At 42.7% G+C, this 14,248-nt stretch carries 15 protein-coding genes; 2 read left to right on the forward strand and 13 right to left on the reverse strand.

Annotated features, from left to right (window positions below; translation table 11 throughout):
• Window positions 1-131: 131 nt before the first annotated feature.
• On the forward strand, window positions 132-1,361 hold the full coding sequence (gene istA, locus C508_RS0116960; protein ID WP_018704764.1) for an IS21 family transposase: 1,230 nt from the start codon (window positions 132-134) through the stop codon (window positions 1,359-1,361).
• A 1-nt stretch (window position 1,362) separates the two neighbouring features.
• Window positions 1,363-2,169, forward strand: a complete 807-nt coding sequence (gene istB, locus C508_RS0116965) for an IS21-like element helper ATPase IstB (protein ID WP_018704765.1) — start codon at window positions 1,363-1,365, stop codon at window positions 2,167-2,169.
• A 21-nt stretch (window positions 2,170-2,190) separates the two neighbouring features.
• Here the strand turns inward: istB and C508_RS0116970 are convergent, their stop codons facing one another.
• The 13 genes from C508_RS0116970 to C508_RS19140 form a co-directional block, all read right to left on the reverse strand.
• A complete protein-coding gene (locus C508_RS0116970) occupies window positions 2,191-2,685 on the reverse strand; it encodes a hypothetical protein (RefSeq protein ID WP_018704766.1) in 495 nt (164 codons plus the stop codon).
• Between the two features lie 235 nt (window positions 2,686-2,920).
• The gene (locus C508_RS0116975; protein WP_245553749.1) at window positions 2,921-4,021 is read right to left on the reverse strand and encodes an epoxyqueuosine reductase; all 1,101 of its coding nucleotides are present in this window, start codon (window positions 4,019-4,021) and stop codon (window positions 2,921-2,923) included.
• A gap of 249 nt (window positions 4,022-4,270) precedes the next feature.
• Complete coding sequence (locus C508_RS0116980) at window positions 4,271-4,645, reverse strand: cupin domain-containing protein (protein ID WP_018704768.1); 375 nt, start codon at window positions 4,643-4,645, stop codon at window positions 4,271-4,273.
• 47 nt (window positions 4,646-4,692) lie between these two features.
• Complete coding sequence (locus C508_RS0116985) at window positions 4,693-5,334, reverse strand: lactate utilization protein (protein ID WP_018704769.1); 642 nt, start codon at window positions 5,332-5,334, stop codon at window positions 4,693-4,695.
• A 377-nt stretch (window positions 5,335-5,711) separates the two neighbouring features.
• Window positions 5,712-6,482 (reverse strand): 4Fe-4S binding protein, encoded by a 771-nt coding sequence (locus C508_RS0116995; protein ID WP_018704771.1) that lies wholly within the window; start codon window positions 6,480-6,482, stop codon window positions 5,712-5,714.
• 40 nt (window positions 6,483-6,522) lie between these two features.
• Window positions 6,523-7,725 carry an MFS transporter gene (locus tag C508_RS0117000; protein ID WP_018704772.1) on the reverse strand — a complete coding sequence of 401 codons (1,203 nt, stop codon included), beginning with the start codon at window positions 7,723-7,725 and terminating at the stop codon, window positions 6,523-6,525.
• A gap of 149 nt (window positions 7,726-7,874) precedes the next feature.
• Window positions 7,875-8,318, reverse strand: coding sequence for a MarR family winged helix-turn-helix transcriptional regulator (locus tag C508_RS0117005; RefSeq protein WP_018704773.1), 444 nt, complete (start codon window positions 8,316-8,318; stop codon window positions 7,875-7,877).
• A gap of 153 nt (window positions 8,319-8,471) precedes the next feature.
• Window positions 8,472-8,879 (reverse strand): DUF2000 domain-containing protein, encoded by a 408-nt coding sequence (locus C508_RS0117010; RefSeq protein ID WP_018704774.1) that lies wholly within the window; start codon window positions 8,877-8,879, stop codon window positions 8,472-8,474.
• 132 nt (window positions 8,880-9,011) lie between these two features.
• Window positions 9,012-9,788, reverse strand: coding sequence for an AraC family transcriptional regulator (locus C508_RS0117015; RefSeq protein ID WP_018704775.1), 777 nt, complete (start codon window positions 9,786-9,788; stop codon window positions 9,012-9,014).
• 5 nt (window positions 9,789-9,793) lie between these two features.
• Window positions 9,794-10,390, reverse strand: a complete 597-nt coding sequence (locus C508_RS0117020) for a LysE family translocator (protein ID WP_018704776.1) — start codon at window positions 10,388-10,390, stop codon at window positions 9,794-9,796.
• Window positions 10,391-10,550: 160 nt separating this feature from the next.
• A complete protein-coding gene (locus C508_RS19130; protein ID WP_018704777.1) occupies window positions 10,551-11,423 on the reverse strand; it encodes a recombinase family protein in 873 nt (290 codons plus the stop codon).
• Between the two features lie 167 nt (window positions 11,424-11,590).
• Window positions 11,591-12,532 carry an Abi family protein gene (locus C508_RS19135; RefSeq protein ID WP_018704778.1) on the reverse strand — a complete coding sequence of 314 codons (942 nt, stop codon included), beginning with the start codon at window positions 12,530-12,532 and terminating at the stop codon, window positions 11,591-11,593.
• 272 nt (window positions 12,533-12,804) lie between these two features.
• Window positions 12,805-13,983, reverse strand: a complete 1,179-nt coding sequence (locus tag C508_RS19140; RefSeq protein ID WP_156817670.1) for a recombinase family protein — start codon at window positions 13,981-13,983, stop codon at window positions 12,805-12,807.
• Window positions 13,984-14,248 lie beyond the last annotated feature (265 nt).

Below are 14,248 nucleotides of genomic sequence, written 5' to 3' on the forward strand. Positions count from 1 at the left end.
TGTCGACGCCGGGCTATAATTAGCCAGTAGCGCCGGTCGATAATTGATCACTATCGGTCGGGTAGAAATTGACCACCCTCCCCCAATAGGCTACCCTTTGAGTTGTCGAGACATCAAAGGAGGTAGCGCCAATGAAGGAGCGTGGCACTTCTATTATGCTGCAAGAAATGAAAGTTATGCAAGGAAAAAACGTTTCACAAATCGCCCGGGAAACGGGTATGTCGAGAATAACCGTCCGAAAATATCTGGAACAAGGTGAGCAACCGCATCGACTAAAAGGCAAAATACGCGGCTCAAAGCTCGATCCGTTTAAACCGTATATCCAAGAACTGCTTGAGCTTGGAGTCTATAATGCTAGCGTGATTTTTGACCGGATTATTGAACGAGGCTTTGACGGTGGCATCACGATTCTTAAGGATTACCTGGCGCCGTTTCGCCCGCCTTCCGTCAAAATGGAACCAGCCGTCCGGCGTTTTGAAACACCGCCTGGTCGCCAATCGCAAATGGATTGGGGTTTTATGAACTACAAGGCTCGCAACGGTCAAATGCGAAAAGTCGCCTGTTTCGTCATGGTTCTTGGTCACAGTCGAACGCGTTATATTGAGTTTTCGCGCCGCTGCGACAGCGCCAGCTTGTTGCGTTGCATGCTCAATGCTTTTGAGTATTTTGGCGGCGTACCGGAAGTCGTGCTGACCGACAGGATGAAAACGGTGATCATATCCACCGATCACGGCAAACCGATTTGGCATGAACCATTTGAACGGTTCGCAACGGATATGCGATTTATTCCGAAAGTTTGCCGGCCGCGTCGGCCGCAAACCAAAGGCAAGGTCGAACGGCTGGTTCACTACGTCCGGGATAACTTCCTTCCGGGCAGAGCATTTATTGATTTTGGCGATCTGCAACTGCAAGCGGTAGCTTGGTGCGATCAGGCGAATCAAAAGGTTCACGGCACAACCGGCGAACGGCCCGTAGATCTTTTGTCGGCTGAAAAGTTGAGCGCCTTGCCGCCGGAAAACATCTGCAACCCTTATCGCATGGAAAATCGCAAGGTTTCACGCGAAGGCTTCGTCAGTTACAATGGCGCGCTGTATGGCGTCCATTGGAGGAATAGCGGCAAGTGCGTTCAAGTCGCGCTGCAACGCGGCCAGATTATCATTGTCGATGAAGCCGGACAATTGCTCCAAACGCATGCTGTTTGCCACAAATCGCGTAAACATGTTTACGCCACGGGACAATACGATGGGCTTTCCGCACAACAAGGTATCCCGCATGAACCATCCTGTGCCGTGCAAATTCCGCTCGATCAAGTGTATATCCGACCGCTAACCGAGTACGCGCAGTTTGCAGAGGCGACTTGATATGGTGGAATTAGAACACGTTCGCGATAGCCTTGACGCTCTTGGATTGGCGCATTCAGCGCAAGCGCTGGATGCGCATCTGGAACTGGCAGCACATGAGCAGCCAACCTATCTGAGTTTTTTAAACCGACTGCTGGATGCGGAAAACGATGTCCGAAAAGTGCGCAGCGAGGAAACGCGATTAAAGCTATCGCGTCTGCCGCAAAAGAAGAATCTTGGCGAGTTTGATTTCAGCTTTCAACCTGGATTGGATGAACGATTGATTCGCGAACTGGAAACACTGAGTTTTGTGCATCGCCAAGAAAATGTCATTTTGCTAGGGCCGCCGGGAGTTGGCAAAAGCCATCTGGCGATCGGTCTTGCCACGGAAGCGATTCGCAAAGGTCTTTCCGTGTATTTTGTCAGTATGGACCGATTGATTGCTGATCTGCGCCGAGCGGATAACGAAGGGCGGCTGGAACGCCGCTGGAAAGTTTATCAACGTCCGGGACTGTTGCTGATCGATGAAATTGGCTACACGCATCTTGACCGCTATGCCGGGAATCTGTTTTTTCAGTTGGTCTGTTCGCGCTATGAAAAAGGAAGCATTATATTGACCAGCAATAAAGGCTTCGGCGAATGGGGCGAGCTAATGGGCGATGTTCCGCTGGCGACAGCCATCCTTGACCGCCTGTTGCATCACGCGCATGTCATAAACATACGAGGCCAGAGCTATCGTCTCAAGAATCGCAACAAAGCCGGTCTGTCTTTGATTCCTCACCCTCCAAGCGGTGAACTCTTGAAATCCGATGGAGTGGTCAGTTCTTAATCGGTTGCAAGTGGTCATTTTTCACCCGGCGCTGGTGGTCAAAAATAAACCGGCGTTGACAATCTTTTTAAACTGCAAAATTTTCCGAGCAACCTCTGCAGCATCTTCTTCCCGCCAAAAGCGATCCCTGCGATAACATTCTTGGCTACAAAACTTGCGCCAGCTGACCCCTAGCGCTTTGAATTCGTTCCCGCAATATTCACAGTTAAGAACATATGCCGTTCGGTGGTCCTTTTCCCATTCTCTTTTACAACTTAATGAACAATATTTGCGCTTCCGCCCGCAACTTTTTTGTTCAAGTTTCATGCCGCAATTAAGGCAAACAACAAAAAGCATTTCCTCTTTCAATACTTCGCGGTATTCCGTCACTAACTCTGATGCATATCCATTTAAGCCTTCTCTTATACAATAGTTCCTGACCGAGTCTCTCGACAGCCCAGTAGCCTTTGCTATTTTTCCATACCCAACACCTTGGTACCGCAATATTTTAATCTTCTGCCTTTGTCCATTTGTCATGCTTATCCCCTCCTGACAAGCATTCATCACTCAAAAAACGATGCTTGTCAAGGCTATCAATAATAAGCAAATATCATAGCAACAGGCCAGTTAAAGTAATCCAAGCTTACTCTAACCGGCTCATTTTTTGTACAAAAAACAATGTTGGGACAAACATACGGTTGTAATGCTTACCCCAACATTTATTATGGAACCAAAAAACCTCACATCAAAATACTGGTTCTCTCTTAAAGCATTATTTCATTGCTAATAGAGCCGCTTCAATCTCTTTTTTTACAGTTTCAGAAGTCTCCTTGTTTCTCTTTGCTTCCAATACTTGCTTTGCCAAATCGCCACCAATCCTTCCTAAAGCCCAGGCGGAGTATCCTCGAACCAACTCCTCAGGGTCATTCATAGCAATTTCCAATTCGGGAATAAATGCCGGATCACCGATATTTCCCAGGGCTATGGCGGCATTTCTCTGAAAATACTTGCGATCTTTTATATAGTTATACATTAAAGGTTGTACCCTGGTTTCATAAAACTTATCCGTCATAGTAAGCATCTTCGACAGGCTGAAATCCTGAGATACTTTCACCAAAAAATCGTCATCCGGCAGTTTAGCCTTTAATCTTTGCTGATTGCGTGGACATACTTCCTGGCAAACATCGCATCCATGAACCCGTGTCCCCATTTTTTCTCTAATTTCGTGTGGAATATGACTGGAGGCTTTTGGCCTGCCATCCTGCGTCCACCAAGCATTAAATGCAATGCAGCGACGGGGGTTTAGCTTTTGCGGAGCAACAATCGCTTGCGTCGGACAGGCTTTGATACAAGCCGAGCATCCCTCGGGACACCCAACTTCTACCGTCGGCCTATCGTACTCTAGTTCAGCATCAACAACAAAAGAGTGCAGCACGATAAACGATCCTATCCCATCGGCGTAGGCAAAATTGTTTTTGCCGTAGGTAGTTATTCCGGCTCTAGCCGCCGCCCACCGCTCCGGAATAATTATACCCTGCCCAATTTGACAACCCTTCTTGGCAAGAAAATCCGCCATGAGCTGATTACGCGCCCCATTTATGCGGTGCGGGGGCGCATTATAGCAACGGGCTTGATAAATACGCCCGATCTTGCCAAGCAGTTCCTCAGGAAATGCTTTTTGCGAATAATCCCACACCAAGGAAACGATTGACTTCGCAGAAGACATCATTTTCTTCGGCTCCGTTCCCTGCAAAAACTGACGCGGATCTTCTGTGTAAAAATCATACATGTTGCCTCTAGATTTTATCTCCTCAGCATGCTCAGTAAAGCTTTCCGCAGTGGTTATACCTACCCGGCTGTAACCTAAATCCAAAGCAAATTCCTTAATATCATTCGTAAGTGACATCTTTTCCCCTCCTTTTTCTTTTGCCTAAGAAAGCAGTTCTATTTATCTTTGGGATCAGTGTTTAGCACTGCCCAATCAGGCAAGATTTCATGATATTGAAACAGTAGCATTGCATTCCTCTCGATTCGGCTTGCCGCATGCGTCAATACTTTTCAAAAAACTTCTGCCAGCTTGTAAAAATTGTTGACAGAAGTTTTTTACGGTTATAATTTTCAGTTACCAATTATGTCCCATATCTTTTATTTTTTTACTATGTTCCCGATCGTCTCTCTCCGGCATAAAAACATCAACAATAACGCACGTTGTATTCCCTCGATTTATTGCAGAATGTACTGCACCGGAAGGAATATAGCAAAAACAACCTGGGCCTAATGAATATGTTTTATCATTTACCGTCATGTCAACGAAGCCCTGCTGCACACAGGTCAATTGTTCTGCCGGATGGCTATGAGGGTCTAGCACGACTTCCGGTTTAATCTCATTATACTGCATTGTCGCCTGCGGAGTCGCTTTGAATACACACGCCCTCATCCCTTCTTTCCAATCTTTCCACTCCGCTTCATTCACATCAAAGAGCTTTACTTCTTTCATTTCTGTTCCTCCCCATAATAATTTTATTAGAAATACATTCTTGCTAATTAGAAGCCTAGGTTTTCCCCCAGAATAACCACATGAATATCAGTAAGCCAAGGGCGCCTACTCAATACAGAAGTAATATTGCAACTACGATGGGGACTATTGCAATCCACACACTCGCCAATCTGCACACAAGGATTCGGTAAATTCAATCGTTTGTTATTCATCGTGGCAGCGTACATCTTAATTCGCTTGTCGGCCTCTGCAACGTCCCTGACTATTTTATTAGTTCCAGCTATGATAATTACTTTTTTTGGTCCGAACATCATTGCCGCAACCCTATTCCCAATAGCATCGCGGTTTACTATCTCGCCCGTCAACGTGATGGCGTTCGCGCCGGTTAGAAATACGTCACAGGTTAGCTGTTTGTAGCGCTGCTCGACCATTTCCTCCTTCGATAGCCCTTCCTTGCTATGATTGAACAGTTCATGTCCGCGTTCAGTCAATATCTCCCACAATCCCAACTCTATCCCAGTTCTAGAGCCACCTACACCTATAGTGGCCCCGTCCGGAATAAGCTGCAAAACGTAGTCTAAAGCCTCTTGCCGGTTGCCAAAATAATGAGCATGAAAATCATGTCCATTCAAAGCTTTAGCTGCCCTCTGCCCGATAACCTCATTGTGCCATTCCATAATATTACTCATATTTTCATTCTCCTCTCCGTATTTACCGATAACGCCTGACACTGCAATGCAGTCCACTTAACCGTCCTTACCTGTTCTATGATTTGCGTTGCATCCCCCTTCTGATATACTATTTTTCAAAACAAATGAGAAAAGTACTCCAATATGTTGTGTATATACACGATTTTGATAAAAATCAAAAAGAAACGGATGCAATTTTTCAAATGTTCAATAGAAAATCTTTTCTTCATTAGCGAAAAGAGCTTTTACTACACTCTGCGCTTCGTTACTATAGCTCAGGTCTACATCAAATTCTCTAATATCACGCATTAGTGCTATCTTCTTTTTCCCTTCTCTGTTGCCTTAGGAAGCGCTCTATCCATCTTTGGGGTCAGTATTTAGCGCTGCCCAATCGGGCAAGATTTTATGCAATGAAAACAGTAGTATTGCATTCCGATCGAGTCGGCCTGTCGCATGCGCCAATACTTTTCCTCGTTAAACATTTGTTTTTGTTCTTCCGGCGTACTATCGGCAAACTTTTGCCAAAAGCCGATAGCAGTTCCTAACCCGTATGGTTGTGAATTTCTAATGCATCGCCCAATATTCGTCTTGCCAGTCTCATCAAGCGCTCCTCCCGGGCAATTCTTGACACATAAATCGCAATGGATGCACAGATCCTGTTCTATTTTTTTGTCTGACTCAATCTCTAAGTCGGTGATAAAAGCCGTTAACCCGATCCGAGTTCCGAATCGTGGATGAATGACGAGGTTATGCCGGCCAAATGTCCCCATTCCGGCGGCTACCGCGGCATGGCGCTGCGAAAAATCCGCTAACGCCTTGCTCATTCTGTCCTTATCTATTTCCATTGGATAAGCGTAAGGCATAGTCACTACTTTTGCCTGAAACTCGTTTTTCAGGAAGCGGCTAATTTGATAACTGCAAGACCGCTGAAAATAATTCATGTCTAACCGACCATTCATGGCTATGGTAGTACTGGGGCTTTCGCAAGTGTCCAATTCCTGAAAAACCAAAGATATAATCGTTTTTGCTCCCGGCAAAAAGTTCTCGACGGGATAAGACTTTGGGCTTCGATAGTCCTCAACTTTTGCAAAGCCAACATCATCTACACCTAGATCCAAAATATACTTTCTGATCTTTTCCTTAACCATGTTCATCCTCCCCATACAGATTTCTTACTCTGAACTGCAGTCAGAAACTTAATTTTTCTTCCCGGATCGGCAGGTTAACCAGCGCTGCTAAGGACGCTAAAATAATATCTACATACCACACCCATAAATAATTACCATCGTGCGCCATCGCTAATCCGCCGAGCCATGCGCCTAAAAACCCTCCAATTTGATGCGTAAACAAAGTTAACCCAAAAAGTGTAGCTAAATATTTCGTTCCGAAAAGTTTCCCTACGAGTCCAGCTGTTGGCGGTACCGTCGCCAGCCAAGTAAAACCAATAGAAGCGGCAAAAACATAAAAGGTCAAAACCGTTTTGGGAGCAAGAAGGTATAAGGCAATCATTACAGCTCGGCTGCCGTACATGACAGCCAGTATGTACTTCATCCGATATCGCGAGCCAAGATGTCCGGCAAATAAGCTGCCGGCTATATTAAATAAGCCAATAATCGCCAAGGATGCCGCAGAAACATGTGCCGTATGTCCGCATAAAGCCACTTCACCCGGCAAGTGCGTCACCAGGAATGCAACATGAAAACCGCAGGTAAAAAATCCCGCATGCAGGCATAAATAGCTTCGATCATACATCGCCTGACGTAATTGTGGTAATAAGCCTTCTATTTTCTGCTCTGATCGTTCTGCCTTTTCGGCTAATCCCTTCCCAGATAACGAAGAGGCAAGAGGAATTGTCAGAAGCGTTGCAGCCGCCATAGTAAACATGGCAGAGACCCAGCCAAAACCACTGATAATTGCTTGTAAAAGCGGTGCGAAAATAAATTGCCCTAATGAACCTCCGGCATTGATAAAACCACCCGCAAAAGCACGACGTTCCGGAGGAAGTTGATGAGAAGTAGCGCCAATAAGTATGGAAAAACTCCCTGCTCCAGCTCCGGCCGCACTCAAAACTCCCATCGTCATAATAAGCGACCATTCCGAATGAATGAAGGGAGTGAGCGCCAATCCGCCCGCAAGCATGAGCGTTCCAAAAACAAGGACTCCATACGATCCCCTTTTGTCGGCAATCGCTCCAAAAATAGGCTGAGCCAACCCCCACACAAACTGCCCTACAGCAAGGGCAAAGCTAATCGAAACAATTCCCAATCCTGTTGCGGCATCAATCGGCGAAACAAAAAGTCCGACGGATTGTCGAGACCCCATAGTAATTGCTAAGATTGCAGCCGAGCTTACCATGAGCAGCCAAGCTCCCCGCGTTGAATTCATTTGCATATCTGTCTCCTATAGAAAATTAAATTTGAAAGCCCTCAAAAGGTGACGTTTTATCCTGCAACTACTACTTGGATAGACAGCATTGACGCAAAAGTGTTTCCACACGAGGTCACAACACACTGTGTATATACACAGCGTGTGCAAAAAAATTATGGAACAATTGATTCGATTTTTTGAAGTGCTCTGAAAAAAACGCAAAGTTCTTCCTCATCCAACAGTTCTTTGGTACGTTCTTGCGCTTGCTGCCAATAGGGCAGAGCCATTTCTAATGATTCTAACCCACTGCCAGTAATACATACCTGATTCGCATGCGCTTTTTTTGCGGCAACAATACTGATCAAACCCATTTTCTCTAAAATTTTCAGATTTCGAACTAGCGTTGTACGCTCTAAGCGGATCGCTTGCGAAAACTCACTCATTGAAAGGGGGCCAAGGCGTTTCAAGTGATTCAATAAGGAATATTGGGTAACTTTTAGCCCACTCGGTTTTAATAACTCATCATAAAACTGAGTAATGGCCCGTGAAGCTCGCCGAAGGTTAGTACAATTGCAAATGCTAGCAGGTTTTAAATTTTTGTCATTATTCGTATTCATGCTCTCACTCTAAATTATTTATTTGCAATAATCGTGTATATACACAGTCCATCTGACTAAATATTATCGAATCATACATAGTTTGTCAAGAGGTTTCTGTTGTGTTTTTTCTAATACAGTTGTGTCCGCCCCCCTTCGAAACCAACGGCTATTTTACTTATGAAGAGTTAACCCTTTGGTCAAACGGTCGACATGATTTTTTTTGCCTATCATTCCGATACCCACCAGGTTAAGGTCGTTAGCATCAAACTCGGCAACCTTTGCCCGGTTGTCAGCATCGTTGTATGTAGTGAACAATTCTTCGGTATAGATTGCCATATTTACTTCTTTGTTCAGCGCTTTCAGCAATAATTCTTTTAATTGTTCACCACTTGCAGCGTATATCATGATGGGCTGTTTCGACATCGGCAAATAAGTATTGCCGGTACCGTCTATGTATGGTTCGCCAAGTACATCCTGCTGTCCGCCAATCCCGCTCATGATAAACGCAGTTACATTCAGTTTCTGCCACACCAAAAGGTCTTCCCGCAGTATTGCTACAATTTTATTGTCAAACTTCACCTTAACCCTCCTCAAAGCATCAGCTTCCAGTATTCATTGGCTGAGACTCCATAAATGCTCTTAAACTATCGGCCTAGGCAAATGATGCTGCCGTCAAAACCAGCCGCCTTACTACTCGTTTCATTTATATGTCTAGTTCAAATGTGACTGATATTCAAACGCTGTTATTCCATATATTTTTTTAAAATGCTTGTTTAAGTGAGATAAATCAACAAACCCGCATTCTACCACAGCCGAGTAAATATCCTTGTTTTTTTCCAGTAACTGCTTTACATGATTTACCTTGCAAAATAAGAAATATTGATACGGTGAAATTCCGGTATAAGCTTTAAATAACCGGATAAATTGAAACTTCGACAACGAAAATTCTTTGCACATTTCGTCAAGACTCATTACATCGTCCATTTTAGAATAAATCATTTCTTTTGCTTTATTAACCAACTTATTATCTCTTTTATACTCTGTAAGAACATTAGCTTGATTGAAATTGTCGACAAGGGATAGAAGCAGTTCACTACACAAGGCTTCATCCTCTCCACTTTGAATTGCACGCGAAAGATTTAAGATACTATTCCGAAGAACCTGATTATACACAACTGGAGATGTAAACCGTACCACATCCTTTTTCCCAAGTATATCCAGGAATAGCTTTGGCTCAATATATAACATAACATAATCAAGACCTGAACTATCATGCGCCCTACCATCATGTATTTGTTCAGGGTTAAAGAGCATAACCCCACTCTCGTATGAGGAACAGAAACTGCCATTTAAATTATAATCTTGAATGCCACGCAAAGTTACACCTAATGCATATTCCTCATGGCAATGCTTCTTATAAGTAAAATCTGTAAAACTTGCGGATAGTGCAGTAATATCTGCTGATTTTTTATATATAAATCTTTCCATGACTATCATCTCCCGATAAGTTCAAGCAATCCTGAGCCCATTATAGCAGAATATATCAGAAAAAGTGACATACTTACATTAACCGGCCTTTGATGTTTTAGTAAGAATTCCTTGAAAATCGCTCCAAAAAGCACCCACGTAACAAATGCACAAAAGCCAATACCAGTAATAATCGCAACAAATATTGTTAATGCATGAAAGTCAGTGTAGTATGGCATAACAAAACTGGGTATTATCGTCATTGTAAACAACACTACCTTGGGATTTACAAACTGCATGATAAATCCTGACTTAAACGTGGCAACCTGTTTTTCAGTTGATCCCGATGCATCCATTTTATAGATCTGATACGCCAAATACAAAATATAAATGGTTCCTATAATCTGCATTATAATCAATATTTTGGGTATGACAGTCACAAGCATGGTATTCAATATAGCAGAGATGGCAAGTAAGGCTCCAAAAGCAATTGTTGCTCCATACGAGTATTCCATGGCTTTTTTTATGCCAAACCCTTGCACGGTAGACAAGATAACAATATTGGTAGGACCAGGTGTAAATGTTACAATAACGCAGTATATTAAAAAAGATGTAATGTTCATGATATAACTCCTCGGAAGATAGTATCATTATTATACATCCAGAAAAACAAATGCAGATAGTATATTATTGCAAGTCTTTTTATTCATTCTTGTACCATAGGAACAAAAAAGCCGGTCAAGGTAGTGGTAATCTACGCACACCAACCGGCTTTTACCCCTATCAAACTTCGCACTCAACATCTATACCATCAAGCAGGCTTACAACCAATCTGCCACCATCATAAACAGTTATCTTCTCCACTAATGCAAAATATAAATTGATGTCAAATTCTTGGATCGGCTCAGCCACTTTTATAATTCCAATAAATTGTTTCTCTTTATACTTTACCAGCACATTACTTTCCCGCAATCCTTTCCATTTGTCGAGAAAATAATCCTTGTTTTCGGCCATCATATTGAACACATTTACAAATGCCTGATATAAAACCACATCGTCGATGTGCCTGCTTTCACAGCCCTTTTCGCCCTTCGCCGGATATTTGCCATTGCAGCGCCAGATAATCCGCCTGAACCGATCATCGGTAGAGTTCCATACCTTCCTGCCAAAGATCTGACCGCAAGAACCGCAGATGACCCTACCAGCAAAAGGATTGCTGGTTGTTGCGTACTCAAGCTTCTGAATGCCGTACTGTAGGGCGAAATTCCGCCTGCGTTCCATTTCAAGTTGAACCGCTTCCCACATCTCTTTGTCGATAATGGCGGGATGACTATCTTCTACATAATACTGCGGCACCTCCCCATTGTTGTCGGCCCGTTTTTTGCTCAGAAAATCGACCGTATAGGTTTTCTGAAGAAGCGCGTCACCCTTATATTTTTCGTTAGTAAGCATCTTCCGGATGCTGCCTTCATACCATTTAGCCTTGCCATTCCAATTTGGTACGCCGCTCAACTCCAAGTCTCTCGCAATCCGGTTGGCTCCTTTGCCGTCTAGGAATTCCTTATAGATACGCCTAACAATTTTAGCCTGCTTTTCATTGACCACCAGATTCCCGTTTTTATCTTTGTCATATCCCAAAAACTTAGTGTGATTCACATGCAGCTTTCCCTGTTCAAAGCGGCGGCGGATGCCCCAGGTCGAGTTCTCCGAGATTGACCGTGATTCGTCTTGCCTCTCCTAAAAAATAGCTCTCGTTAGAAAACACATGGAAAATAAAAAACGATCGAGACATAACGTCTCAATCGTTTGAAACAACCACTTTACTAAAGAGTTTTCCAGTTCGTTGGGAATCCCATCATCACTAGAATATCAACAATATTAATCGTATGTATGTTGTTCTTAAGTCTATCAATTTCCTTTTCTATCTGCTTAATCGTTTCAGCAAACTCGCCTCTCGTACGCTTCGGCAAAAACTCTTTTAAACATATTAACAATGCAAACAAATCGTTTTTCCCATATATCGGCTTTCCATTTCCATTTCTCAACGGGATTGCAAGTCTTGCATGAATAGGCCCAGAAACAATTTCTAAATTCCCTAGCTTTGTATTATAAAATCTTTCATCATGAGCACATATATTTCTAAACATTGACATTAATTTCAGATAACTTTTGAATACGTTCTCTTGTAATCCAAATTCTCTTGCCACCGCTTGTCTGTCCTGAAGCTTTAACACACCATAAAACCTACTTATATTACCAAAGGTCAAAACGTTAACCAATACCCACAAGGGTACATATCCATATTCCGTAACATAATGGGTTACCGCATTGTGTTTCCCACTTTGATCTGAAATCGATCTCTGAAAAGTTGATATTACGCTCATTATGTTATGTAATTTTTTACTATCATTATTATGCGGATCAAAATTATCTAGTTTTAAATAGTTGTCATGCCCGTATCGCTCAGAAAATTTGTAGGCAATAACCGATTTAATTTGATTCTCTATCTTTAACAACCTTTTAAGAAATATAAAACGCAATTCTCGATCAAATTCGTATAATGCGAATATCTCACTAAAGGCTGCCCCGTTTTTATAGGTTTCAGTCGTAGCAGTTTTATCTAAAAACAAATCCTTATATCCATTAATTATATTATAGTAATTTTCTGCCTCTAAAATTTTCTTAGCACTTGATTTTACTTCGAGCCCCCGAGAGCGTAATATTCTGAGTTGCGAATTATGAGACTTGAAAATTTTATCAGCCATATACTCTCTCCTAAAAATAAAATGGCCCTGGCTCTCGAGGAACACCAGGGCACTGATCAACTATAATAAGATTTCTCACTTACATTATAACACGCCACTCTATAAAGTCAATCGCCATTATGCGCGTTTATAATAATATATAAAACCACACTTAAACCGTTCCAGATCAATTACCCGCATTTGAAAAAATTGTATCAATAAACGATGCTAAAATCAACCATTTCATGACAAGAACTACTTAATCATTACTAGCAAATCAATTAAACCCGTCTTCAAACTAAAATCTCCCTCACCTCAGCTCCCGTCTTAAAAACAAACACAGCCTCAACCAGCGACTTCACGCTAACCTTTTCAATCAGCCGGCGAAATAAGTCTCCATCAAAGCGCTCCAGGGGAGAAGACTGTTCCTGTATGAACTGTCTCAGTTCATCAATCCGTTGGATTCGGATCACCTTTTGAGCTTCTTCGTCTAGCAGTTTTTGCCGCAGTCCCCTAAACCTCTCGATTTCGGCCGTCAGTTGGCCATACTCATTGTCATACGCTCTCGCATCAAGTCCGGTCTTTGCATTCAGACGGACCAAACTCATTACCTCTTGTTGGAGCTCAGCTAAGCGTTCGTTTATTTGTTCTTGCGTAAATTCATGTTCGATCGCATCAAGACCTTCATAAATATTAACTATCAACTTTTCCATAAAAGTGTCTTTACTACCAATGACCTTATTCATAGCCCTTATAAATGCCCGTTCAAGCTGACGCTCGATCATCGCCTTCTGTGCACAAGCTTTATCTCCATTCATTTTATGGTTGACACAGATCCAGACTGGCTTCTTCAGTTTTCCTACACCCCACCCATGTCGGTTAAACCTGGCTCCACAATTGCTACAATATAACTTTCCTGAAAACGGGTACTTACTGGAAAATTCGCTTTTCCCTGTTTTAGAGTATCCTCTTAAATTGTTTCGTCTGGTAAACTCCGCCTGAACCGCCGCAAACTCTTCCTTGGTTACAATTCCTTCATGACTGTTTTCAACATAATATTTAGGAACATAACCATCATTACGAACTCGCTTTTTCGTAAGAAAATCTACGGTATATGACTTTTGCAATAGTGCATCGCCCATATACTTTTCGTTTTTCAAAATCTGATAAACATTGGTATTATGCCATTTCGTATGTCCAGCTCCATTCTTGATACCGTCTTTTTCTAGACCCTTGATAATGCTTATTGCACTTTTCCCCTCGAGAAATTCTCGATATATTCGTCTCACTACTTCAGCTTGCTCTGGCACAATCACAAGATTTCCATTTTCGTCCTTGGTGTAGCCCAAAAACCACTTATGGTTAATAAAGACCTTGCCTTCTTGGAATCGATACACAATCCCCATACGGGTTATTTTTGATAGATTTGAACTTTCCTCTTGCGCGAGCGAGGACATAATGCTAATTAGCAAATCTCCCCGCCCATCCAACGTATTGATATTCTCTTTCTCGAACCGTCATGGCTTGCACCAATATCGTTTAGTAAAGTTGGAAAAGTGCCGTTTCATGCTGGTTCGTGGGCTATGGCACTGTGTATCGTATAGTACCGCGAAGTAACTTTTTGCCAATTTAAACACAAAATAAACACCAGCTTTTTCGGAATTCTGTAATAGTCCGAACTGGCTGGTGTTTTCTGTGCGTAATACCATTATTCTGTGCATGGCCTAAATTGTTCCG

The sequence above is a fragment of the Anaeromusa acidaminophila DSM 3853 genome (assembly GCF_000374545.1).
Lineage (GTDB): Bacteria > Bacillota > Negativicutes > Anaeromusales > Anaeromusaceae > Anaeromusa > Anaeromusa acidaminophila.

Excerpts from the sequence above, each read along its gene's own strand:
- istA (WP_018704764.1), top strand. The coding sequence starts at position 132 with ATGAAGGAGCGTGGCACTTCTATTATGCTGCAAGAAATGAAAGTTATG.
- istB (WP_018704765.1), top strand. The coding sequence starts at position 1,363 with ATGGTGGAATTAGAACACGTTCGCGATAGCCTTGACGCTCTTGGATTG.
- C508_RS0116970 (WP_018704766.1), bottom strand. The coding sequence starts at position 2,685 with ATGACAAATGGACAAAGGCAGAAGATTAAAATATTGCGGTACCAAGGT.
- C508_RS0116980 (WP_018704768.1), bottom strand. The coding sequence starts at position 4,645 with ATGAAAGAAGTAAAGCTCTTTGATGTGAATGAAGCGGAGTGGAAAGAT.
- C508_RS0116985 (WP_018704769.1), bottom strand. The coding sequence starts at position 5,334 with ATGAGTAATATTATGGAATGGCACAATGAGGTTATCGGGCAGAGGGCA.
- C508_RS0116995 (WP_018704771.1), bottom strand. The coding sequence starts at position 6,482 with ATGGTTAAGGAAAAGATCAGAAAGTATATTTTGGATCTAGGTGTAGAT.
- C508_RS0117000 (WP_018704772.1), bottom strand. The coding sequence starts at position 7,725 with ATGCAAATGAATTCAACGCGGGGAGCTTGGCTGCTCATGGTAAGCTCG.
- C508_RS0117005 (WP_018704773.1), bottom strand. The coding sequence starts at position 8,318 with ATGAATACGAATAATGACAAAAATTTAAAACCTGCTAGCATTTGCAAT.
- C508_RS0117015 (WP_018704775.1), bottom strand. The coding sequence starts at position 9,788 with ATGGAAAGATTTATATATAAAAAATCAGCAGATATTACTGCACTATCC.
- C508_RS0117020 (WP_018704776.1), bottom strand. The coding sequence starts at position 10,390 with ATGAACATTACATCTTTTTTAATATACTGCGTTATTGTAACATTTACA.
- C508_RS19135 (WP_018704778.1), bottom strand. The coding sequence starts at position 12,532 with ATGGCTGATAAAATTTTCAAGTCTCATAATTCGCAACTCAGAATATTA.